The 22863-nt window shown below is 69.7% G+C and carries 24 protein-coding genes, 1 tRNA gene and 1 pseudogene; 7 read left to right on the plus strand and 19 right to left on the minus strand.

Annotated elements, in window-relative coordinates:
* From VF330_RS25535 to VF330_RS25560, 6 genes and pseudogenes are all read right to left on the minus strand, one after another.
* Positions 1-515, minus strand: a pseudogene (locus tag VF330_RS25535) (calcium-binding protein); the annotation flags it as partial.
* 125 nt (positions 516-640) lie between these two features.
* Positions 641-713, minus strand: a tRNA-Ala gene (locus tag VF330_RS25540).
* A gap of 58 nt (positions 714-771) precedes the next feature.
* Positions 772-1488, minus strand: a complete 717-nt coding sequence (glpR, locus tag VF330_RS25545) for a gephyrin-like molybdotransferase receptor GlpR (RefSeq protein ID WP_330854213.1) — start codon at positions 1486-1488, stop codon at positions 772-774.
* A gap of 156 nt (positions 1489-1644) precedes the next feature.
* Positions 1645-2298: a GNAT family protein gene (locus VF330_RS25550; RefSeq protein WP_330854214.1), complete on the minus strand. Its 654-nt coding sequence runs from the start codon at positions 2296-2298 to the stop codon at positions 1645-1647.
* 13 nt (positions 2299-2311) lie between these two features.
* On the minus strand, positions 2312-3535 hold the full coding sequence (gene glp / locus VF330_RS25555; RefSeq protein ID WP_330854215.1) for a gephyrin-like molybdotransferase Glp: 1224 nt from the start codon (positions 3533-3535) through the stop codon (positions 2312-2314).
* An 18-nt stretch (positions 3536-3553) separates the two neighbouring features.
* Entirely contained in the window at positions 3554-4438 is an 885-nt protein-coding gene (locus VF330_RS25560) for a UTP--glucose-1-phosphate uridylyltransferase (protein WP_330854216.1), read from the minus strand.
* Between the two features lie 38 nt (positions 4439-4476).
* On the opposite strand from VF330_RS25560, the gene VF330_RS25565 reads away from it, so the two are divergent.
* The 4 genes from VF330_RS25565 to mscL all read left to right on the plus strand — a co-directional run bounded on the left by VF330_RS25565 (position 4477) and on the right by mscL (position 6539).
* Complete coding sequence (locus VF330_RS25565; protein ID WP_330854217.1) at positions 4477-5043, plus strand: 5-formyltetrahydrofolate cyclo-ligase; 567 nt, start codon at positions 4477-4479, stop codon at positions 5041-5043.
* A 94-nt stretch (positions 5044-5137) separates the two neighbouring features.
* The gene (locus VF330_RS25570; protein WP_330854218.1) at positions 5138-5470 is read left to right on the plus strand and encodes an FmdB family zinc ribbon protein; all 333 of its coding nucleotides are present in this window, start codon (positions 5138-5140) and stop codon (positions 5468-5470) included.
* Between the two features lie 71 nt (positions 5471-5541).
* Positions 5542-6096, plus strand: a complete 555-nt coding sequence (locus VF330_RS25575) for an SAF domain-containing protein (protein ID WP_330854219.1) — start codon at positions 5542-5544, stop codon at positions 6094-6096.
* Entirely contained in the window at positions 6096-6539 is a 444-nt protein-coding gene (gene mscL / locus VF330_RS25580) for a large-conductance mechanosensitive channel protein MscL (protein WP_330854220.1), read from the plus strand. Before VF330_RS25575 ends, mscL begins: the two co-directional genes overlap by 1 nt.
* A 310-nt stretch (positions 6540-6849) precedes the next feature.
* Here the strand turns inward: mscL and VF330_RS25585 are convergent, their stop codons facing one another.
* From VF330_RS25585 to VF330_RS25620, 8 genes are all read right to left on the minus strand, one after another.
* On the minus strand, positions 6850-6993 hold the full coding sequence (locus VF330_RS25585; protein ID WP_330854221.1) for a hypothetical protein: 144 nt from the start codon (positions 6991-6993) through the stop codon (positions 6850-6852).
* A 31-nt stretch (positions 6994-7024) separates the two neighbouring features.
* Complete coding sequence (locus VF330_RS25590; RefSeq protein ID WP_045311897.1) at positions 7025-7525, minus strand: MogA/MoaB family molybdenum cofactor biosynthesis protein; 501 nt, start codon at positions 7523-7525, stop codon at positions 7025-7027.
* A gap of 4 nt (positions 7526-7529) precedes the next feature.
* Positions 7530-8390, minus strand: coding sequence for a HAMP domain-containing sensor histidine kinase (locus VF330_RS25595; RefSeq protein ID WP_330854251.1), 861 nt, complete (start codon positions 8388-8390; stop codon positions 7530-7532).
* Between the two features lie 23 nt (positions 8391-8413).
* The gene (locus VF330_RS25600) at positions 8414-9100 is read right to left on the minus strand and encodes a response regulator transcription factor (RefSeq protein ID WP_330854222.1); all 687 of its coding nucleotides are present in this window, start codon (positions 9098-9100) and stop codon (positions 8414-8416) included.
* A gap of 159 nt (positions 9101-9259) precedes the next feature.
* The gene (locus VF330_RS25605; RefSeq protein WP_330854223.1) at positions 9260-10786 is read right to left on the minus strand and encodes a S1C family serine protease; all 1527 of its coding nucleotides are present in this window, start codon (positions 10784-10786) and stop codon (positions 9260-9262) included.
* Positions 10787-10837: 51 nt separating this feature from the next.
* The gene (gene galT / locus VF330_RS25610; RefSeq protein ID WP_330854224.1) at positions 10838-11926 is read right to left on the minus strand and encodes a galactose-1-phosphate uridylyltransferase; all 1089 of its coding nucleotides are present in this window, start codon (positions 11924-11926) and stop codon (positions 10838-10840) included.
* Entirely contained in the window at positions 11923-12720 is a 798-nt protein-coding gene (locus VF330_RS25615; RefSeq protein ID WP_330854225.1) for a DeoR/GlpR family DNA-binding transcription regulator, read from the minus strand. Before VF330_RS25615 ends, galT begins: the two co-directional genes overlap by 4 nt.
* Before the next feature lies 1 nt (position 12721).
* Positions 12722-14704: a beta-galactosidase gene (locus tag VF330_RS25620; protein WP_330854226.1), complete on the minus strand. Its 1983-nt coding sequence runs from the start codon at positions 14702-14704 to the stop codon at positions 12722-12724.
* 241 nt (positions 14705-14945) lie between these two features.
* Between VF330_RS25620 and VF330_RS25625 the strand changes: the two genes are divergently transcribed.
* Genes VF330_RS25625 through VF330_RS25635 form a run of 3 tightly spaced genes read left to right on the plus strand, consistent with a single transcriptional unit; the run spans position 14946 to position 18105 of the window.
* Positions 14946-16256: an ABC transporter substrate-binding protein gene (locus VF330_RS25625; RefSeq protein WP_330854227.1), complete on the plus strand. Its 1311-nt coding sequence runs from the start codon at positions 14946-14948 to the stop codon at positions 16254-16256.
* A complete protein-coding gene (locus VF330_RS25630; protein WP_330854228.1) occupies positions 16253-17206 on the plus strand; it encodes a sugar ABC transporter permease in 954 nt (317 codons plus the stop codon). The genes VF330_RS25625 and VF330_RS25630 overlap by 4 nt, the downstream gene beginning before the upstream one ends.
* Positions 17203-18105 carry a carbohydrate ABC transporter permease gene (locus VF330_RS25635; protein ID WP_330854229.1) on the plus strand — a complete coding sequence of 301 codons (903 nt, stop codon included), beginning with the start codon at positions 17203-17205 and terminating at the stop codon, positions 18103-18105. The genes VF330_RS25630 and VF330_RS25635 overlap by 4 nt, the downstream gene beginning before the upstream one ends.
* A 70-nt stretch (positions 18106-18175) precedes the next feature.
* On the opposite strand, the gene lepB is transcribed toward VF330_RS25635, so the two are convergent.
* The 5 genes from lepB to VF330_RS25660 form a co-directional block, all read right to left on the minus strand.
* Positions 18176-19030, minus strand: coding sequence for a signal peptidase I (gene lepB / locus VF330_RS25640; protein ID WP_330854230.1), 855 nt, complete (start codon positions 19028-19030; stop codon positions 18176-18178).
* A 10-nt stretch (positions 19031-19040) separates the two neighbouring features.
* On the minus strand, positions 19041-20429 hold the full coding sequence (locus VF330_RS25645; RefSeq protein ID WP_414675455.1) for a sensor histidine kinase: 1389 nt from the start codon (positions 20427-20429) through the stop codon (positions 19041-19043).
* Entirely contained in the window at positions 20426-21121 is a 696-nt protein-coding gene (locus VF330_RS25650; RefSeq protein ID WP_330854231.1) for a response regulator transcription factor, read from the minus strand. Before VF330_RS25650 ends, VF330_RS25645 begins: the two co-directional genes overlap by 4 nt.
* A 79-nt stretch (positions 21122-21200) precedes the next feature.
* Positions 21201-21812 carry a trimeric intracellular cation channel family protein gene (locus tag VF330_RS25655; protein WP_330854232.1) on the minus strand — a complete coding sequence of 204 codons (612 nt, stop codon included), beginning with the start codon at positions 21810-21812 and terminating at the stop codon, positions 21201-21203.
* A 19-nt stretch (positions 21813-21831) separates the two neighbouring features.
* A complete protein-coding gene (locus VF330_RS25660) occupies positions 21832-22815 on the minus strand; it encodes a nucleotidyltransferase domain-containing protein (RefSeq protein ID WP_330854233.1) in 984 nt (327 codons plus the stop codon).
* Positions 22816-22863: the final 48 nt, after the last annotated feature.

A 22863-nucleotide genomic window follows, 5' to 3' on the forward strand; every position in this document is an offset into this window, starting at 1 on the left:
CACGGCGCTCCCCAGAACCCGAGCCCGGACTGCTTCGCCACCGCTGCGGCAGCCGAGATCGCGGCCTCCGCCCCGTCCACCGCACGAGCGGCACCCTGACCGGCCGCGAGGACCGCGTAGTCCGCGCCGTCGGCCAGCTGCAGCTGACCGCCCACGACCTTGACCGGCTTGCCCACCAACGTCTTCGTCGCGAACTCGACCGCCGACGACGCCCAGCACTCGCCGGGAGCGGCCAGGCCCTGCAGCACCAGCTTGGTGCCGTTCGACAGGGCCACGGTGCGACCGTCCACGACGGACTCGACGGTGACCGGCGGCGGCGCGGTGGTCGTGGTCGTCGTGGAGGAGGTCGTGCTCGTCGTCGTGGTGGTGGCGGAAAGCGAGCTCGTGGCGCTCGCGAGATCGGTGGACGGCTGGCCGCAGGCCGCGACGATCGCCAGCGGGAACACCGCCGAGATCGCGAGGGCGGTGCGGCAGGCGTTCTGCGGCAGTCGTTGCCAGAGCACGGGTGCGGTCACGAGCAGCACATCGCGACACCGGCGGCGAGGTGTTACCCGCGTCACCCGGACGGAGCATCGCACCGTCCACAACGGACAAACGAAGAGGGCCGGTAGTCGTGGTGACTACCGGCCCTCTTCTTACGTGGAGCTGAGGGGAATCGAACCCCTGACCTTCTCGATGCGAACGAGACGCGCTACCAACTGTGCTACAGCCCCTTGCGGTGTTACGAGAGAACTATAGCAGTCTCGGAGGGGGTGTTTTCACCACCCCCTCCTAAGCCCCCACCGCACCCCGGTACCGCAGCGACTCGAGCCCGTCCAGCTCGACGAAGACCGGGTCCTCGTCGTCGGAGTCGACCGGGATCGTGCCCGGCCGGACGTGGTGCTCGTAGCGCGGCAACGGCGGCAACGCCGGCTTCTCGTCGACCACCACGACCTCGACCTGGGTGGTCTCGGCCTCCTCCTGGGAGGGTTCGGCGACGGGAGCGGACGCCTCCTGCTGCGGCTGCGGGCCCGTAGCACGACGGCGGCGCACCTGCTGCAGGCGGGCGAGCCGGCGGGCGCGGATCTCCTCCTCGATCCGCACCTGGCGGCGCAGGTAGGTCAGGTAGCCCACGACGACCAGGTCGAGCGCGGCGTGGCCGTACCAGAGCGGCGCGTAGAACACGCCCGCCACGATTCCCGTCACCACGGCGGCGACCAGCAGGAACGCGATCACTCTGCGGCGGAACGCGTACTTCGCCTGCGCGACCAGCGCGGCGGTCTCCGGGTCGTAGCCACCGCGGCCGCGCCGGAAGGGGCGCTCGACGTACTCCTCCTCGTCGAAGTAGTCGTCGTCGATGTCGTGGATGTCGTCGTACTCGGCGTCTGGCATGGCGTCGTACTCCTCCCCCACGCTGCGCGCACTCTCCTGGCGCTTGCGGGCCAGCATGGGGACGAGGACCACCAGCCACGCCACGACCAGCGCGACGATGATCAGCGAACTCGGCATTCCCCGTACACCTCCCCCGGCCCACGCGTGGTGCTGTTCACCACGCTAGTCACAACAGTCACACCTGTGTCGGAGGCTCGCCGAACTCGGTGCGTACGAAAGTGTGGTGTATCACCCACTTTTGGGTGAAGTGATTACGACATACGGCAGCAGTCGTCAGGGAAGACGGGCCTCTCCGCGTGCGACCAAACGGCGCACTAGGCCATCCGAGGCCTCTTCGGTCGTGAGGGCGAGGCAGAGGTGGTCGCGCCACTGTCCCGCAACATCCAGATAACGCTTGAAGAGGCCTTCCTCCCGGAATCCGGACTTCGCGAGAACGCGGAGGGAGGCGCCGTTCTCGGGGCGGACGGTCGCTTCGAGCCGGTGCAGACCAGCGCTGCGGAAGGCGTGGTCGGTGAGCAACGCCACGGCGGCCGTTGCGACGCCTCCGCCCGCCCGGTCAGCGGCCACCCAGTAGCCGATCCAGGCCGACTGGAGGGAGCCGCGGACGATGTTGCCGACGGTGATCTGACCGGCGACCTCGCCGTTGACCACGATCATGAACGGCAGGGTGCTGCCGCGCCGGGCCATGGAGCGCAGCGACGACCACTGGGCGGGCCAGGACAGCGTCGCGTTGCGCTCGTCCCAGCCCTCCTGCGCCGTGGGTTCCCACTGCTCCAGGTACGCGCGGTCGCGGATCCGCAGCCGCGACCAGGCGGAGCCGTCGAAGAGCCGGGGTCCGCGCAGCGTGACGGTGCCCGCGCGCACCTCGACGGGCCCCAGCCGGACCGGCCAGCCGGGGTGGCGTCCCAGATCGGAGAAAGCGCTCATCCCCCGCCGCTCGTCAGCCCCGCTGGGCGAGGAAGCTGACCAGGACCTCGTCACCGACCGAGACCTCGGTGACGTCCTCGTCGACCATGACCAGGCAGTTGGCCTCGGCGAGCGACGCGAGCAGGTGCGACCCGGACGTGCCGAGCGGTTGCACCAGGTACTCGCCGTTGTCGGCGTCGCGCAGCAGCTGGCCGCGCAGGAAGCCCCTGCGGCCCTTCGTCGACTGCAGCGGCGACAGCAGCCGCGCCGACACCGCGCGGCGGTACGGGTTCTTCTTGCCCAGCGCGGCCCTGATCAGAGGCCTGACCAGCACCTCGAACACGACCAGCGCGCTCATCGGGTGCGCGGGCAGCAGGAACGTCGGCACGGCGTCCGGTCCGAGCCGGCCGAAGCCCTGCGCGGAGCCGGGGTGCATGGCGACGCGGCCGACGTCCATGTCGCCGAGCTCGGCCAGCGCGGCCTTGACCTCGTCGCCGATGGTGCCGCCCACGCCTCCGGCGATCACGACGATCTCGGACAGCAGCAGCCGTCCCTCGACGACCTCGCGCAGCCGGCGCGGGTCGGCCGACATGATGCCGACCCGGCTGACCTCGGCGCCCGCGTCGCGTGCGGCGGCCGCCAGCGCGTAGGAGTTCACGTCGTAGACCTGGCCCTGGCCTGGCGTGCGGTCGACGTCGACGAGCTCCTCGCCGAGCGAGATCACCGACACCCGCGGGCGCGGGTGGACGAGCACCTTGTTGCGCCCGACGGCGGCCAGCAGGCCGACCTGGGCCGCACCGATGGACGCGCCGCGGCGGACGGCGACGTCCCCGGTCTGCACGTCCTCGCCGGTGCGGCGGACGAACCCGGCGGACGGCACGCTGCGGTTGACCGTCACCTTCGCCTGGTGGCCGTCGGTGTAGCCGAGCGGCACGACCGCGTCCGCCAGCGTCGGCAACGGCGCGCCGGTCGCGATCCGCACGGCCTGGCCCGGCTGGAGCCGGCGCGGCTGCCGGGAGCCGGCCGGGATCTCGCCCACGACCGGCAGCTGCACGGGGCCGGCGTTCGCCCCGGACACGTCGACGCTGCGCACTGCGTAGCCGTCCACGGCCGCCTGGTCGAAACCGGGCAACGCGCGTTCGGCCACGACCTCCTCGGCGCAGAGCAGGCCCTGCGACTCCGAGATCGCCACCCGCACGGGCGCGGGCCGCACGGCGGCCGCGATCACCCTGGCGAGCTGCTCGTCCACTGACCTCATGTGTGTTGGTCCTCGCGCTCAGGAGTTGTCGAGGCGTTCCCGCAACCACTCGCGCAGATCGGGTCCGTACTCCGGGGTCTCGAGTGCGAAGTCAACCGCAGCGCGCAGGAATCCCGCGGGATTGCCGAGGTCGTGTCGTCCGCCGCGGTGCACGACGACGTGCACGGGGTGACCCTCGTTGATCAGCAGCGCGATGGCGTCGGTGAGCTGGAGCTCGCCTCCCGCGCCCGGCGTGATGCGCTTGAGGGCGTCGAAGATCGCCCGGTCGAGGAGGTAGCGGCCGGCCGCGGCGAACGTCGACGGCGCGTCCTCCGGCTTGGGCTTCTCGACCATGCCGACGACCTGCTTGACGTCGTCGTTGCCCGTGTCGCGGACGTCGAAGACGCCGTAGGCGGAGATCTGCTCGCGCGGGATGTCGAACGCCAGCAGGACGGTGCCGCCCTTCTCCTGGCGGACCTCGGCCATCTTCTTGAGCGCGCCGGTCGGCAGGATGATGTCGTCGGGCAGCAGCACCGCGACGGCCTCGTCCTCACCGGTCAGGTTGCCCTCGGCGCAGCCGACGGCGTGGCCGAGGCCCAGCGCCTGCTCCTGGATCGCGGTCTCGGCCTTGATCAGCTGCGGGGCGCGCCGGATCTTCTCGACCAGGTCGGACTTGCCCTTGTCGGTCAGCGACTGCTCGAGGTCGGGGTTCGCGTCGAAGTAGTCGGCGACCGACGCCTTGGTCGGCGACGTCACGATGACCAGCTTCTTCGCGCCCGCCTCCGCGGCCTCCCTGGCCACGTACTCGATGGCCGGGGTGTCGACCAGCGGCAGCAACTCCTTCGGCACGGCCTTGGTCGTGGGGAGGAAACGGGTGCCCAGACCTGCCGCGGGCACGATAGCGGTGTGGAAGGCGCTGCTCATGGGCTGCGATGCTAACGACATACCGGGGGATACCCACCATGACGTCCGATCTTCGTGACCGGAAGGCCACTCTGCGTTCAGCGTTGCTGGCCGCACGGCGCTCGCTGCCGCCCGAGGTGCGCGCCGCCGAGGCCGCCGCGCTGCGGGCCCACGTGGACGCTCTCGACGTCCGGCCTGATCAGACGGTGTGCGCTTTTCTGCCGGTCGGATCGGAGCCGGGTGACGCGTCGTGGCTCGACGGCCTGCGGTGCCGGGTGCTGCTGCCGGTCGTGACGGGTGACTCGCCACTCGACTGGGCGGTCCACACCGGACCCGGCGGACTCGCGCCGGCGGCGTTGCGGCTGCTCGAACCCACCGGTCCCCGGCTCGGCGCCTCGGCGATCGCTGGAGCCTCCCTGGTGCTCGTGCCGGCGCTGGCGGTGTCGGTGTCCGGGGTGCGGCTCGGGAAGGGTCGCGGGCACTACGACCGGTCGTTGCCGCTGGTCAAAGCACCGCTGGTGGGCGTGGTGAGGGACTGCGAGGTGCTGCCCTCGGTCCCCGCCGAAGATCATGACGTGCGGATGGACCACGTGCTCACGCCCTCCGGCGGCCTGCGCCGGCTGTGAGATTGGCCGGGGGTGTTTGCGCTCGGGGAAGGATCTGAGCGAAAATCGTGTTGGCACTCACAACGGTCGAGTGCCAGATCTAGGAGCGAACCCAGTGCCTACGTACCAGTACGCCTGCACCGCGTGTGAGCACCGGTTCGAGGCTGTGCAGTCGTTCAGCGACGCCTCCCTCACCGAGTGCCCGGAGTGCTCTGGCAAGCTGCGCAAGCTCTTCGGCGCCGTCGGTGTCGTGTTCAAGGGCAGCGGTTTCTACCGGACCGACAGCCGTTCCGGCTCGTCGAAGAGCACGTCCTCGACGTCGTCCTCCGAGTCGAAGTCGTCTTCGTCCTCCTCGGACTCGAAGTCGTCGTCTTCGTCGGACTCGAAGTCGTCCTCGTCGTCCTCGTCCTCGGCTTCGAAGAGCGCTCCGGCGGCTGCCGCCTCCTGAAGATCGCGAGTTGTCCACAACTTGCGACCAGCCCCGCTTCCCGTGCCCTCGACGGCCCTACCGTCGAGGGCATGACCCTTTCCCCCACGCTGCCCGACCGAGTCCGCTCACTGCTGCGCCGCCGCCCTTCCGTCGTGTGGCGCCGGTTCCTGGCTTCCGGTCTGGCGCTGCTGGCCGCGTTGACGGCCTTCTGGCCGGACGTGGGTCATCCGGCCGTCGTCGCCTCGCGGGACCTGCCGCCGGGCGTCCCGCTGGCCGACTCCGACCTCCGGCTGGTGTCGTTCGAGACACCGGTGTCCGGGTCGTTCCCCGGCGTGTCCGACCTGGTGGGCCGGACGCTGACCGAGGCCGCGCGGGCGGGCGTCCCGTTGACGGACCTGGACCTGGCACCGGCCACCCCCGACTCGGCGTCGGTGGCCGTCGAGGTCGCTGACCAGGGCCTGGCCGGCGTAGTGCGGCCGGGCAGCCGCGTCGACGTGGTGACGTCCACCGGCGAGGTGCTGGCCGAGAACGCGGCGGTGCGGGAGACGCGCGGGCAGGTCGTCGTCCTCACGTTGCCAAGACTTGATGCAAATCGTGTGGCCGCGATGTCACTGGATCATGCTTTAGCCGTTACTCTCCGCTGATGCTGAAGGGATTCAAGGACTTCCTGATGCGCGGGAACGTCGTCGACCTGGCTGTAGCCGTGGTCATCGGCACCGCGTTCACCGCGATCGTCACCGCATTCACCACGAGCCTGATCAAGCCTCTCATCGCCGCGCTGGGCAGCGCGGAGACCAAGGGCCTCGGTGTCCAGCTGCGAGAAGGCAAGGAGGACACGTACCTCGACTTCAGCAACGTCATCAACGCGGCGATCAACTTCGTGATCGTGGCCGCCGTCGTCTACTTCGTCCTGGTGCTGCCGATCAAGAAGATCCAGGAGCGCCGCAAGAGGGGCGAGGAGGCCGGCCCGGCCGAGCCGACGAACGTCGAGCTGCTGATCGAGATCCGCGACCTGCTGGCGGCCCAGCAGGGCCACCAGACCACCGTGGTCCAGCCGACGACGGACGTGCGAGCCCCGAAGGTCTGACCCCTCCCGGCCGCCGCTCGTCGCCGGGTGGCGGCCGGCCCAACACGTTTTCGACCCGCGCGCGGTGGTGGCGCGGGGTGAGAGCTCTGGGCGAACCTCGCAGGACGCGGGCGACGGACACGGCAGGCACCGCGTACGACGCCGGCTTGGCGTCGCGCAAGGCGTGCGCGACACGCAGCCCGATTTTCGGGCTGGCGGCAGCTCTGAGGCGCACGTACGCCCGCCCGCACCAGGGTCCTTCGGTCAGCCAGCCGGAGTGGCCCGCTCAACGGAAACCGCAGCCGCCTTCCGGCGTGCTCGTCCCGCGGCATCAGCCGCCGTGGTGCGGCGGCCTGTTCTCGCGGTACCAGGCCTCCCGGTCCTCCGACCCGGCCGACCCGCCACCGCGCTCGTCCGACGTCGTCTCCGGGAGCACGTCGCCGAACACCTCGGCCAACCGGCGACGACGCTTCACCGCAGCGTCGTCGTCGGCCGGCTCAACCGGGTCATTCCTCGTCAAGACCGCTCAGCTGCTCGATGACGTAGGGCACCAACGCCGACAGGGTCGCCATGCCGTCGCGGACCGCGGAGCGCGAGCCCGCGAGGTTCACGACCAGCGTGCTGCCGGAGACGCCGACCAGGCCGCGCGAGATGCCCGCGTCGACCGCGCCGGCGGCCAGGCCGGAGGCGCGGAGGGCCTCGGCGATGCCGTGGATCGGGCGGTCCAGCACGCCCTGCGTGGCGTCGGGGGTGACGTCGCGCGGGGACACGCCTGTGCCGCCCACGGTGACCACCAGGTCGACGCCGCCGATGACGGCCGTGTTGAGGGCGGCCCGGATGTCGACCACCTCACCCTCGACCGCGACGGTGCCGTCGACGATGAAGCCCGCTTCTTCCAGAAGTTCGGTGACGAGGGGACCGGAGTTGTCGTCCTGCTCGCCGTGCGCCACCCGGTCGTCCACGATCACGACCAAAGCGCGGCCAAGGCGCTGCGCGCTGCGTTCCATGCGATCACCGTAGCGGGAGTCGGACTTCGAAGCGGCAGCCAGGACCGTGGTTTTGCACCCCGATGCGCCCGTGGTGGGCGTCGACGAGCCCCCGCGCGATGGAAAGGCCCAGTCCGGCGCCGGAGGGATTGCGCGCGGACGAGCCGCGGAAGCCCACCTCGAACACCTGGGGCAGCACGTCGTCGGGGATGCCGCCGCACGCGTCGTCCACTCGCACCACCGCGTCGGGTCCGTCCACATCGACCTGGACGGCCACCGAGCCGCCCTCGGGTGTGTGGCGGATCGCGTTGGACACGAGGTTGCGCACGACACGCATCAGTTCCGGATCGGAACCCCGCACGACCGGCCACCCGCGGGCGTCGGCGCGCAGCCGGACTCCCTCGCGCGCGGCCACCGGGCGGGACGCGGCGACCACGTCGCTCACCACGTCGGCCAGCGCGACGTCGTGCATCGACAGGTTCAGCGCGCCCGCGGTGATCCGCGAGAGCTGGAACAGGTCGTCCACGAGCTTCGACAGGTGGTCGGCCTCCTGGGCGATCTGCTTGGCGTAGACGGCGACCTCGCCCGGCTCCGACACGACGCCGTCCTCCAGCGCCTCCGTCATCGCCCTGATGCCGGCCAGCGGCGTCCGCAGGTCGTGGCTGATCCACGCCACCAGCTGCCGCCGTGCCGCCTCCGCCTCGCGCTCCCACATGGTGCGCCGGGCGATGGCGCGGCCCAGCATGATCGAGAACGGCACGGTGACCAGGCCGACCAGCGCGCACGCCATCAGGGCGGCGTTCAGCATCGGCGTGAACATGAACCCGCTGACCACCAGCACGCCGGCGATGGTCGCCACCACCGGCACGATGACCATGACGGTCATCGCGGTGGTGAGCGAGACGCGGCTCAGCCTGTCGAACACGGGTCGTACCGGTAGCCGACGCCCCACACCGTGCTGAGCCGGCGGGGCTTCGCAGGGTCCTGCTCGATCTTCTCGCGCAACCGTCGCACGTGGACGGTCACGGTCGACTGGTCGCCGAACTGCCAGCCCCACACGCGTTCCAGCAGCTCGGCCCGGCCGAACGCCTTGCCGGCGTTGCCGATGAAGAACGCCAGCAGGTCGAACTCGCGGGTGGTCAGCTGCAACGGCCTGCCGTCCAGCGTGGCGGTGTGCGCGGCCACGTCGAGCACCAGGTCGCCGTCGCGCACCACGCGGGGCTCGTAGGACCGGTGAGCCCGCCGCAGCACCGACGAGACGCGCAACGCGAGCTCGCGCGGGCTGAAGGGCTTCGTGACGTAGTCGTCCGCGCCGATCTGGAGCCCGGCGATGCGGTCCTCCTCCTCGCCCAGCGCCGTCAGCATGACCACGGGCGTGCTGCCGCGCTCCCGGATCCGCCGGCACACCTCCAGGCCGTCGATGCCCGGCAGCATCAGGTCCAGGACCACGATGTCCGGCTCGTGCGCGGCCATCGAGCGCAGCGCCTGCTCCCCGTCACCGGCGAGCTCGACCTCGTACCCGGCGTGTTCGAGGTACCGGCGCACCACGTCCCGCACCGTCGTGTCGTCGTCGACGACCAGAACCCTTTCCACCACACCACCACGCTAAGCCACGAACGCCGCGGAAGCCCGTGGCCGTCACCAGCACGTAAGAAGGGCCGTACCTGTGCGCGGGGCAGGTGCTCACAGGTACGGCCCTCGGGTGGTTACGCCGGGTTCCGACGGCGGCGGCGGTCGGAACCCGGCGCCCCCGACCTACTGCACGTCGACGCCGTCGAGAGTGGCTTCGACGGTCCGGCTGTCGGACAGCGTGATGGTGACCTTGTCGCCGGGAGCCTTCGACCGGACGGCGGCGACCAGCGTGTCCGACTCGTCGATGCGGCGGTCACCGAACTTGGTGATCACGTCGCCGGCCTTGAGCCCAGCCTTCTCCGCCGCGCCGCCGGCGGTGGTCTCGGTGATCTTGGCGCCCTGCTCGGACGACTCGACCTTCACGCCGAGCACGGTCTGCTTCGGCTTGCCGGTCTTCACGATCTCGTCGATCGTGCGGCGCGCCTGGTCCATCGGGATCGAGAAGCCGATGCCCACGGACCCGGCCTGGCCGTTGGCCGAGCTCGGGCTGTAGATCGCCGAGTTGATGCCGACGACCTGGCCCTGCATGTTCACCAGCGGCCCGCCCGAGTTGCCCGGGTTGATCGCGGCGTCGGTCTGGATGGCGTTGAGGACGGTGGCCTGCGAGTTGCGGTTGTCGCTGCCCGCGGAGACCGGGCGGTTCAGCGAGCTGACGATGCCCGAGGTGACGGTGCCGGACAGCTCGAACGGCGAGCCGATCGCGACGACGCCCTGGCCGATCTTCAGGTCACCGGAGTTGCCGAGCTGCACGACCGGAGCGCCGGAGATGCCGTCGGCCTGGATGACGGCGATGTCGGAGCTCGGGTCGCGACCGAGGATCTTCGCGGTGGCGGTCTTGCCGTCCTGGAAGACGACCTTGATGTTGCCGCCGGTGGCAGCGCCCTCGATGACGTGGTTGTTCGTCACGATCTGGCCGTTGCTGGAGATCACGAAGCCCGAGCCCTCACCGGCGCCGGTCCGCGTCACGACCTGGATCTGCACGACGGACGGCAGCAGCTTGTTCGCCACGTCCTCGACCGAACCGGCCGGGGCGTTGCTGGTCTGCGACGCGGCGCGCGGCGTGTCGAGCGAGCTCACGGCCGACGAGTCGTTGGCGAAGTTGTAGCCCAGGTAGCCGCCCAGACCGCCGGAGAGCCCGCCGACGAGCAGCACGAGGGCCGCGACACCCGCCACGACCTTGCCGCGGCCCTTGGGGCGCGGCGGGACGGACGACTGGTAGCCGGGCGGGAGGTAGAACTGCCCCGTCTGCGGCCCGGGAGGTGGCGTCGGCTGAGGGCCCGTGTGAGGTCCCGCGAAGGGACCGCGGGGCTGCTCCGCGCCGAACTGCGCCGTGGTGGCGCCGAGGCCGAGCGGGTGGGGTTGGCCGGACTCTGCCGGAGGAAGCTGCTGGCCGGGTCCGGACCCGCCGAGCTGCGCCTGGCCCGCGTCAGGTGCGGGCACCTGCGGCTGGGCCGAAGTGAAGGAGGCGGGCGGGTCGCCCAGGCCGTGGTACGTCCCGGCCTGGCCGGATCCCCCCTGCACGGGATCCGGCCGGCCGGGTTCCGGCGAGGACGGGCCCTGCTCCCGCGCGCCGGAGTCTGTCTGACCGGCGCTCGTCGGCGCGGAGTGGGGCTCTTCCGGCTGCTGCGCTGGCTTGTTGCTCTCGGTCATGCCCATAGTCTCGGGTGTCGTCCTGAGAGCAGCCTTAAACCAGCCTGGGAGCTACTTGTGTGTTCCCCGGAGCCGCTCGGCGATCTGCTCCGGCGTCACGTCGTTGATCCACACGGCCTCGCCGGACTCGGAGCCCGCGAGGTACTTCAGCTTGTCCTTGGTCCTGAGCACCGAGAAGACCTGGAGGTGCAGCCACATCTCCTCGCGGCCCGCGTTCACCGGCGCCTGGTGCCAGGCGGCGATGTAGGGCAGCGGGCGGTCGTACAGGGCGTCCAGGCGGTGCAGCACCGACAGGTAGAGCGCGCTGAAGTCGTCACGCTCCACAGAGGACAGAGCGGCGAGGTCCGGCACCTGGCGGCGCGGCGCCAGCACGACCTCGACGGGCCAGCGGGCGGCGGCCGGCACGAACGCCACCCAGTGCTCCGACTCCTCCACCACCCGCGCGCCCGCGCGGAGCTCCGCCTCCAGCACGTCGCCGAACAGCGGACGGCCGTGCTCGGCGTGGTAGTCCAGCGCCGCCGAGAGCATCCGCTCGGTCCTGGGCGTCACGAACGGGTAGGCGTAGATCTGGCCGTGCGGGTGCGAGAGCGTCACGCCGATCTCTTCGCCGCGGTTCTCGAACGGGAAGACCTGCTCGACCCCTGGCAACGTTGACAAGAACGCCACCCGGTCCGCCCACGCGTCCACGACGGTGCGCACGCGCGACCGGGACAGCTCACCGAACGACTTGTTGTGGTCGGAGGTGAAGCACACGACCTCGCAGCGTCCGCGGCCGGGCGCGCGCACGAACAGCTCCTCACCATCCACAGTGGACGGCACGTCCGGCACGTTCTGCGCCAGCGACGGGAACCGGTTCTCGAACACCACGACGTCGTACTCGGACTCGGGGATCTCGGTGGGCCTGCCCGGCGTCGACGGGCACAGCGGGCAGAGGTCCGCCGGCGGCTTGTAGGTGCGCGTCTGGCGGTGCGCCGCCATCGCGACCCACTCGCGGGTCAACGGGTCCAGCCGCACTTCGGACATCGGCTGCGTCGCGGGGAGGTCCCGCGTGTCCACCGCGACCCGCGGTGGCGCCTCAGCGCTGTCGTCGAAGTAGATGATCTCCCGGCCGTCCGCCAGCTTCCCCGCGGTACGCCTCACGCCAACTCCTCGCCACTTCCCGGTACATGAGCCAACACCAACTCGCCGACCTGCTCGGTGAGGATCGCCCGTGCGTCGTCCGGCAAACCCTCGTCCGTCACCAGGACGTGCGCCTCGTCGAGGTCGGCGATCGTGGAGATGCCCACGGTGCCCCACTTCGTGTGGTCCGCGACCACGACCACGCGCCCGGCGGCGTCGACTAGCGCGCGGTCCGTCTCGCTCTCGTTGAGGTTCGGGGTGGTGAAGCCGGAGCGCTCGGCCATGCCGTGCACGCCCAGGAACACCACGTCGAGGTGCAGCGACCGCAGCGCGTTGACGGCCACGGGGCCGACCAGCGCGTCGGACGGCGTGCGCACGCCACCGGTCAGCACCACCGTCCGGTCGGTGCGCCCGCTCTGCTGGAGCACGTCGGCGACGCGGATCGAGTTCGTCACGACCGTGAGGTCCGGGATGTCGTCGAGGAAACGCGCTAACGTCCACGTGGTCGTGCCCGCGGACAGGCCGATGGCGGTGCCGGGACGCACGAGGCCCGCGGCGAGCGCCGCGATCGCCTCCTTCTCGGGCAGCTGCCGGACCGACTTGGCCTCGAACCCGGGCTCGTCGGTCGAGCGCCCGACGACGGACGTGGCGCCGCCGTAAACCTTCTCCACCAGCCCGCGCGAGGCGAGCACGTCGAGGTCGCGGCGCACGGTCATGTCCGAGACGCCGAGCCGGACCACCAGGTCGCTCACCCGCACGGCACCGGTCCGGCGGACCTCCTCGATGATCACCGCTTGCCGCTGACGTGCCAGCACCTCACACCTCTTCCCTGAGGACGACGACGTCCCCGGCTCGCACGGTGAGGTGCCCGGAGACCTGCTCGCCGGACAACGCGTCGACACCGGACGCCTCGATCTGCGCGTCGGTGTCGGAGTGGTTGACGGCGAAGAGCCACGATACGTCGCCCCTGCGCCGGACAACCTCGATCTCGCCGCGCGACACCGCAACGCCCGCACCGGAAAGCGCGATTTCCACCGTTCGGCCGAGACCGTCCTCGTCGAGGTCGCACGCGACGTACCACGCGACGCCGTTGCCGAACGCGTTGCGCGTGACGGCGGCCACCCCGGGCAACGGCCCGTCGGTGTACGAGGCGACGACTTCGGCGGTGCGCGTGTGCAGGTGCTCCGTCCACAGCGAGGCGGTCGACCCGTCCGTCAGCGAGACGCGTTCGCCCTGCCGCAGCGGGAAGAACTCCTCCGACCACACGCCCAGCACGTCGCGGAACGCGCCGGGGTAGCCGCCGAGTCGCACTCGCGTGTACTCGTCGGCGACGCCGGAGAGGTAGGTGACGACGACGTGCCCGCCGCCCGCCACGTAGTCCGCGACCACGGCGGCGTGCGCGTCGGACACCGCGTAGAACGCCGGCACGACGACCAGCGAGTAGGCCGACAGGTTCGTGCCCGGAGCGACGAAGTCGACCGTGACACCGGCCTGCCACAGCGCCTTGTAGTACCCGAGGACGTGCCGGTAGTAGTCGAAGTCCGCCGTGGGGTGCGCGTCCTGCCGCAGGGCCCAGTTGGACTGGAAGTCGTAGAGGACCGCGACCGAGGCGTCCACAGTGGAGCCGACGACGTCGCTGATCTTCGCGTACTCGGCGCCGACCTCGCAGACCTCGCGGTACACCTTGGTGTCCGTGCCGGCGTGGGGCACCATCGCCGAGTGGTAGCGCTCGCTGCCGCCGCGCGACTGCCGCCACTGGAAGAACAGCGTGCCGTCCGCGCCGCGGGCGATGTTCTGGTACGAGTGGCGCCGCATCTCCCCCGGCAGCTTCGCGATGTTGCGGTGCTGCCAGTTGACCGCGGACGTCGAGTTCTCCATCAGCAGCCACGGCTTGCCGCCCGCGAGGCCGCGCACGAGGTCCGCGGACATCGCCAGCTCGACGTGCCGGTCGGGCGACTGGGCCTCGGTGTAGTGGTCGTTGGAGACGAAGTCGACCTCGCGCGCCCACTTCCAGTAGTCGAGGTCGCCGAAGGTCCAGTTGGCCATGAAGTTCGTGGTGACCGGCACGTCCGGCGTGATCATCCGCAGCACGTCGCGCTCGGACTTGTACAGCTCGAGGATCGCGTCGTCGGTGAACCGGTCGTAGTCGAGCACGTGGGCCGGGTTGGAGAACGTCGGCGTGACCCGCGGCGGCAGGACCTGCGCGAAGTCGGTGTAGCCCTGGCTCCAGAACGCCGTGGACCAGGCGTCGTTGAGCTGGTCGAGCGTGTAGCGGCCCGACAGCCACTCGCGGAACGAGGCCGCGCAGGTGTCGCAGTAGCAGCGCTTCACGTGGCACGCGTACTCGTTGCCGACGTGCCACGCGGCCAGCGCGGGGTGGCCCTTGTAGTGCGCGGCCATCTCGGACGCCAGCGCCGTCGAGCGGTCGCGGTAGATGGGCGACGACGGGCAGTAGGCCTGCCGTGAGCCGTGCGAGAGCCGCACGCCGTCCGCGCGGACCGGCAGCATCTCGGGGTACTCGGCCGTGAGCCACGGCGGGGGCGCGGCGGTCGCGGTCGCGAGGTCGACGCGGATGCCGCCGGCGTGCAGCAGGTCCATCACGCGGTCGAGCCAGTCGAACCGGTACTCGCCCTTGCTGACCTCGATCCGGCCCCAGCTGAAGATGCCGAGGCTCACGATGGTCACCCCGGCGCGGCGCATGAGCTGGACGTCCTCGGCCCAGACGTGTTCCGGCCACTGCTCGGGGTTGTAGTCAGCACCCCAGCCGAGGCCTGGCAGGTCGGTTGGCCAAGTCGTCACGGCGGCAAGCGTGGACGACAACAACCCCCAACGTCAACACAAGCAAACACAAGTTCGCGTTTGGGTCTGTTCAGCGGTTGAACCGCCGCCGCACCGGGTGAGGGCCGAGAAGCGCGCTGTGCACGGGTTTAACAGCTCCGTAACGGGACTTGACATGATGTATGACTGCGACCACATTGTGCGCAACTTTGTTTGAGTCCTGTTCGGTTCGCACGAGCGGGTGTCACCTGTAGGAGCGATGATGGTTCGGTACACGCCTGGTTCCACTCCGTTACCGCAATTCGGGCGGCGCACGATGCTGCGGGCCATGATGGCGGGCGCGGGCGTCGCGGCCACCGGTGGTCTTCTCGCGGCGTGCGGCAGCGGTTCGAGCTCCGGCGGTGACTCCAAGGTGGTCACCTTCGGCAACAACCTGTCCGACCAGGTGCCGAAGGACGCGATCACGGCGGCGCTCAAGGGCTTCGAGGGCCAGTCGGGCGGCCTGTCCGTCACGATCAACACCAAGCAGCACGAGCAGTACCAGGAGCAGATCAACAACTACCTGCAGGGCAAGCCGGACGACGTGCTCGCGTGGTTCGCCGGCTACCGCATGCGGTTCTTCGCCGACCAGGGCCTCACCGGCGACCTCAGCGACCTGTGGGGCAAGATCGGCGGCAACTACTCCGACGCGCTCAAGCAGGCGTCGACGGGCTCGGACGGCAAGCAGTACTTCGTGCCGTTCACGCAGTACCCGTGGGGCATGTTCTACCGCAAGAGCCTGTGGCAGGAACGCGGCTACGCGGTGCCGAAGAACCTGGACGAGCTCGTCGCGCTGTCGACGAAGATGAAGTCCGACGGCCTCATCCCGATCGCCTTCGCGCAGAAGCAGGGCTGGCCGGGCATGGGCACGTTCGACCAGCTGAACTTCCGCATCAACGGCTACCAGTTCCACGTGGACCTGCTGGCCGGCAAGGAAGACTGGCAGGACAAGAAGGTCAAGGACGTCTTCGACACCTGGAAGCGCCTGCTGCCGTTCCACCAGGAGAACGCGCTCGGCCGCGAGTGGCAGGAAGCCGCGCAGTCGTTGCAGCAGAAGAAGTCCGGCATGTACCTGCTCGGCTCGTTCCTCGGCCAGCAGTTCCCGGACGCCGACAAGGAAGACCTCGACTTCTTCCCGTTCCCGGAGATCAACCCGACGCACGGCACCGACACGGTCGAGGCGCCGATCGACGGCTACATGATGGCGAAGAAGCCCGGCAACTCCGAGGGCGCGCTCAAGCTGCTCGAGTACCTGTCGACGGCCGAGCCGCAGCTCACCTACCTGAAGTCCGACTCGTCCGTGGTCGCGACGAACCAGAAGGCGGACACCTCGAGCTACAACTCGCTGCAGAAGAAGGCGGCCGAGGTCATCAAGAACGCGAAGCACATCACGCAGTTCCTCGACCGCGACACCGACCCGGGCTTCGCGAGCGAGGCCGCCACCAACGGCCTGATCGCGTTCATCAAGGACCCGAACAGCGTCGACTCCGTGCTCAAGGGCATGGCTGACCAGGCGAAGAACATCTTCAAGTGACCGCACTGCAGGAGAAGCCGAAGGCGGTGGCCCCCGACGGGCCGCCGCCTCGTCGGCGTGGAAAACGTGCCACCGCCCTCGCGGGCACGGACAAGCTGGTGCTCGCGCTGATGCTCGGCATCCCCACGGTCGTGCACCTGCTGTTCGTGTGGATCCCGACGCTGGGCTCGGTCGCGCTGTCGTTCAGCAGGTGGAACGGCATCGGCGGCTTCGAGGACATCGAGTGGATCGGCGTGGGCAACTACGTCGAGATCTTCACCGAGTACCCGCGCTTCTGGCCGGCCGTCCAGCACAACGTGATCTGGCTGCTGTTCCTGCTGGTCGTGCCGACGTCGGCGGGCCTGCTGCTGGCCGTGCTGCTGGACCGCGAGATCAGGTTCAGCCGCGTCTACCAGAGCGCGCTGTACATGCCGATGGTCCTGTCGCTCGCGCTGGTCGGCTTCATCTGGCAGCTGATCTACACGCCGGACGGCGGCCTGCTGAACTCCGTGCTGGGGCTCGACAAACCGGTCGACTGGATCGGCGACTCGGACATCAACCTCTACGCCGTGCTCGTCGCGGCGGCGTGGCGGCACACCGGCTACATCATGCTGCTGTACTTGGCGGGCCTGAAGTCCGTCGACCCGGCGCTGAAGGAAGCGGCGGCCCTGGACGGCGCCTCCGCCTCCCAGACGTTCTTCCGCGTCACGTTCCCGGTGATGAAGCCGGTCAACATCGTGGTGCTCGTGGTGACGGTGATCGAGGCGCTGCGCGCGTTCGACATCGTGTACGTCATCAACAAGGGGCGCAACGGGTTGGAGCTGCTGTCGGTGCTGGTGACCGACAACATCATCGGCGAGGCGTCGCGCATCGGCCGCGGTTCCGCGGTGGCCGTCGTGCTGCTGACGATCTCGCTGGGCTTCATCATCACGTACCTGTACCAGGTGTTCAGCAAGGAGAACCGGACGTGACGGCGACCCTGGAACGGCCCCCGGCGCCGGCGCCGAAGAAGCGACCGGTGACTCCCGCCCGCGTCGCGCTGCACGTCTTCCTGGTGCTGACGTGCCTGATGACGCTGGCACCGCTGCTGTGGGCGGTCTACGCGTCGCTGCGCACTTACGACGACACGTCGGTGAACGGCTACTTCTCCGTCGCGAAGTCGCTGACGTTCGAGAACTTCGCGAAGGCGTGGGAGATCGGCGACCTGCCGCACTTCTACGGGAACACGCTGCTGATCACGCTCCCGGCGGTGGTGCTGACCCTCGGGCTGAGCTCCATGGTGGCGTTCGGCGTGTCCCGCTTCAGCTTCAAGTTCAACATCGCGCTGCTGATGCTGTTCACCGCGGGCAACCTGCTGCCGCAGCAGGTGATCGTGACGCCGCTGTGGCGCCTGTACCGGCTGATCGAGGTGCCGGAATGGGTGTCGGAGAGCGGGTCGCTGATCGACTCGCAGCTCGGCGTGATCCTGATCCACATCGCGTTCCAGATGGGGTTCTGCACGTTCGTGCTGTCGAACTACATGAAGACGATCCCGTACGAGCTGACCGAGGCGGCTCGGGTGGACGGGGCTTCCGTCTTCCGGCAGTACTGGCAGCTGACGCTGCCGTTGTGCCGGCCCGTGCTGGCCGCGTTGGCGACTCTCGAGTTCACCTGGATCTACAACGACTTCCTGTGGGCGTTGGTGCTGATCCAGGACGGGGACAAGATGCCCGTGACGTCTGCCCTGCAGAACCTGAAGGGGACGTTCTTCACCGACAACAACCTGATCGCGGCCGGGTCCCTGCTGGTGGCTTTGCCCACTTTGGTGGTGTTCTTCGTGTTGCAGCGGCAGTTCGTGGGCGGACTGACGCTGGGGTCGACGAAGGGCTGAGAACCGGAACGCAACGGGAAGGGGGCGGGGACCACGTGGTCCCCGCCCCCTTCGCGTACGTGCGGAAGTCCTACTTGCCGCCGGTCTGCGGGTTGTAGTCGGAGATGCCGCCCCAACGCCCCACCGGGATCACGATCACCCGCGCCTTGCCCACGACGTTGGCGATCGGGATCGCGCCGTCGGCGGGAGTCGGGTCGCCGTGCTTGCGCGAGTCCGAGGAGTTGTTGCGGTTGTCGCCCATCACCCACAGCTTGCCCGCGGGGACGGTGACCTTCTCGAACGAGTCCTGCTGGCGCGGGCCGCCGCCGAAGTTCAGGTACGGCTCGTCCAGCGGCTTGCCGTCGACCATCACGCGGCCCTGGTCGTCGCAGCACTCGACGGTCTGGCCGCCGACGGCGATGACGCGCTTGATGAAGTCCGTGCCGCTCGGCTCGGAGATGTTCACCATCGAGCCCAGGTCCTGCAGGGTGCCGACCACGAAGTTCGGGGGCTCCTTGCCGCCCGTCCAGTTCGGCGGGCCGCGGAAGACGATCACGTCGCCGGGGCGCGGGTCGTTGAACAGGTACGTGATCTTCTCGACCAGCACCTTGTCGTTCACGCAGCCCGTGCAGCCGTGCAGGGTCGTCTCCATCGAGGCCGACGGGATGACGAACACGCGCGCGACGAACGTCTGGATGACCACGGTCAGCAGCAGCGCCACGCTGAAGATGACCAGCAGTTCCTTCCAGAACGGCTGCTTCTTCTTCTTCCTCGAGAACCTCGGCACCTGGTCCTCGTCGTAAGCCGACGAGGAGGACGAAGCGGGCGGAGGTGTCGAAGCGGACGACCTGGACGTCGAGAAGCGCGTGGTGCGCTCCGGGCCGTCCCCGGCGGGAGGTGTCGTCTCCCAGCTCGACGAAGAATCGTCGTTCACGCGATGACTCACACGCCCCACCTTACGGACGTCCGGGTAGGCGCAACGTGAACAGGGCACCGCCTTCGGGGGATCTGCCCGCCGTCGCCGTGCCTCCGTGCCGTTGTGCCACCTGCTTGACGATGGCCAGTCCCAGGCCGGAACCGGGCAGGGTCCTCGCCTCGGACGAACGGTAGAACCGCTCGAAAACGTGAGGTAGATCGGCGTCCGCGATGCCGGGGCCCGCGTCCGCCACCTCCACCGCGGCGCTGCCGTCGCCCACCTGGCGGAGGTTCAGCCGCACCGAGGAACCCGAGGGGCTGAACTTCACCGCGTTGTCGAGGAGGTTCAGCACCGCGCGTTCGAGAGCACTGGAATCACCCAGAAGTGTCCACGGTTGCAGCTGCACGTCGAACGTCACGGCGTTCGAGGCGCGGCGGCGCGCGCGGTCCAGCGACCGTTCTACCACCTCGACGAGGTCGACGGGCTCGTGGATGACCTGCGGGGCGTCCTCGCGGGCCAGTTCGACCAGGTCGCCGATCAACGTGGTCAGCTCGTCGAGCTGGCCGCGGACGTCCGACTGGATCTCCGATTTGTCCTCTTCGGACAGAGTGGGGGAATCGGGGCGTTCCGACGCCAGCAACAGCTCCAGGTTGGTGCGCATGGACGTCAACGGCGTGCGCAGCTCGTGGCCCGCGTCGGCGACCAGGCGGCGTTGTCGTTCCTGCGACTCCGCGACGGCGCCGAGCATCGCGTTGAAGCTGTGCGTCAACCGCGCCAGCTCGTCGTCGCCCGACACCGGGATCGGCGTCAGGTCTCCCGTGTTCGCCACCCGTTCCGTGGCCTCTGTCAGCCGTTGGACCGGACGCAGACCCGTGCGCGCGACGGCCGTTCCCGCGATGGCCGCGAGCAGCACGCCGGCGCCGCCGACGATCAGCAGGACCACGCTGAGCTTGGCCAGCGTCGTGCGCTGCGGCGTCATCGACTGGGCGATGATGATCGCCTGGCCCGGCTGGTACTTGACGGCGATGACCCGCGACTCGGTCCTGTTGTCGGTCCAGATGAACTCGTCGCGCTCACCCTGGGCGACGTCCCACGCCTCCTCGACCGTCGGCGGCCGGTCGGAGCCCTGCGGGTAGAGCAGCTGGCCGCTGTCGGCGAGCAGCACGCCCATCTTCACGTCGCCCGCGGCCAGGAACGCCGCGGGGTACTTGCCGACGAAGTCCGGCGTGTTGATCTTCTCGCCGGCCGCCACGGCCACCGCACGGGTGCGCAGGCTCTCGTTCAGGGCGTCGTACACGCTCTTGCGCACGATCATGTACGCGCCGAACGAGACCAGCGCGACGGCACCGGCGACGCAGAACGCCGCCAGCCAGGTGACACGAGCCCGCAGCGACGCCCTCTGCAGGCGCCCCTGGGGTTCGAGGATCACGGAGGTGTCTCCCGCAGGACGTAGCCCACCCCGCGCACCGTGTGGATCAGCCTCGGCTCGCCCTCCGACTCGGTCTTGCGGCGCAGGTACCCCACGTAGACCTCGAGAGCGTTGCCCGAGGTCGGGAAGTCGTATCCCCACACGTCCTCCAGGATGCGGCTGCGGGTGAGCACCTGGCGCGGGTGCGCCAGCAGGAGCTCGAGCAGCGCGAACTCGGTGCGGGTGAGGCTGATCGGGCGGTCGCCGCGGCGGACGTCCCTGGTGGACGGGTCGAGCTCCAGGTCGGCGAACTTGAGCACGGCCGCCGACTGCGTCGCGGCGGCGTCGTCGTGGGCGGCACGCCGCAGCAGCGCCCGCAGCCTCGCCAGCAGTTCCTCCAGCGCGAACGGCTTCGGCAGGTAGTCGTCGGCACCGGCGTCCAGACCGGACACCCGGTCGCTCACGGCGTCGCGCGCGGTGAGCACGAGGATCGGCAGGTCGTCGCCGGTGCTGCGCAGCCTGCGGCACACCTCGAGGCCGTCGAGGCGCGGCATCATCACGTCGAGCACCATCGCGTCCGGCCTGGCGGCCGTCACCGACTCCAGTGCCTGCATGCCGTCTCCGGCGGTCTCGACCTGGTAGCCGTTGAACTGGAGCGAACGGCGGAGTGACTCCCTGACCGCCCGATCGTCGTCGACAACGAGGATGCGCATGGGGAGAGTCTTGCCGAGGGATCTGAGAGGCGCCTGAGAAGGTCCCTAACTGCGGGTGTGAGTACTGCGTTAGTTCCTGCTAGCCCTCCAAGCCCCGCGCGACGGGTGCGTTCCACTTCCGCCAGAGCGCGATCAGCCGGATGGTGATGATGATCGACGCACCGATCAGCGCGACCAGGCCTTTCGGCAGCTTCGCCCACTCGCCGAGCACGACGACGACCGCGCCGCACAGCGCCGCCACGGCGTAGATCTCCTTCCGCAGGACCAACGGGATCTCCCGGAGAAGAAGATCGCGGAGCGCGCCACCGCCGATGCCGGTGGTCATTCCGATCAGGCATGCCGCGTACGGAGGGGCGCCGAGCGACAACGCGGTGGTGGTGCCGGAAGTGACGAACAGACCGAGGCCCACGGCGTCGAGCAGCAGCACGGACCGTCGGTGCTTCGCGACCTGCGGGTGGTACCAGAAGACGATGAGCCCCGTGCCGCCCGCGACCAGCAGGTACGGCCAGCTGCGCAGGCTCGTCGGGGGGTGCACGCCGAGCAGGACGTCGCGGATGATGCCGCCGCCCAGCGCCGTGGTGAGGGCCAGGATGATCACGCCGAACACGTCCAGGCGGGCGCGGACCGCGGCCACCGCACCGGAGGCGGCGAACACGGCGATTCCGATCAGCTCCAGGACGATGAGCAGCACGAACGCACAGACTAGTAGTTCAGCGCGGCGACGCATTCCGGCGGTAACCGGCTTCCATCCGCCCTCCCGCCGACGCCAGCACGTGCTCCACGACCGCGATGAACCGCTCGGCGCCCTCGCCCCGCACCAGCGCGCGGTAGGAGTCCACGAGCTCGTCCTCCTTGGCGTCGCGCAGGCGCCGCAGCAGCCACTTCCCGTGTCCCAGCCACCGGTTCTGCACGACCAGCGCCAGCTCTCCCGCGCAGGTCAGCAGCCGTGCCGCGACGAACAGCCGCTCGTCCTCGTCCCGTGCCCCGATGAGGTCCTCGAGCAGGTCGGTGGTGCCGTAACGGCGGTCTTCCAGCTCGGTGACGGTCGCGAGCGGCGGGCCGGCGTCGAGCAGAGCGCGCGCCTCGGTCCGCATGCGCTGACCGGTACCGTCGGCGTCGAGCATGAGAAAACCCTCGGCGCACATGTGCAGCAACGGCGGGCGCCGGTCCTTCGTGTCACGGGCGACGAAGTCGTAGAACGACTCGACGGTGTGGCAGAACAGCTCGACCGGCCAGCCGCGGTGCACGCGCGTCTCCCGGAACGCGCCCGGCAGGTCGTCGACGATCACGACCATGTCGAGGTCCGAGTTCGCCGTGTAGGTGCCTGACGCGACGCTGCCGCCGAGGAACGCCGCCCGCGCCAGGGGGTAGCGCTCGTCGAGCAGGTCGCGCGCGGCCTGGACGGGGTCCTTGTCCCAGTCCAGGGGCTGACCGGTGACGTAGTAGTCCTGCCCGGGATCGAGCGGCCCGAGCACCTGCTCGACGCTGCTCCAGGCCTCGGGCACCACCTGGTGCAGGTCGACGAGCCACGGGTTGTCCTCGGCGTCGAAGAACGGCCGGATCTCGTCGAACTGGGCACGCGAGATCTCGCGCACGCTGACCGGTGGCCCGCTGTGCCGCCTCGAATAGCCCTTCAGGCGCCAACCGATGTTGTCGCCGTAGGCATGCCTGACCTCGTCCTGGTCCCCCGCCACGGCCCCATTGTTACTTGAGAGAGCCGTTCGGGTGAACATCGACGCGCG

Source organism: Lentzea sp. (assembly GCF_036380075.1).
Taxonomy (GTDB): Bacteria; Actinomycetota; Actinomycetes; order Mycobacteriales; family Pseudonocardiaceae; genus Lentzea.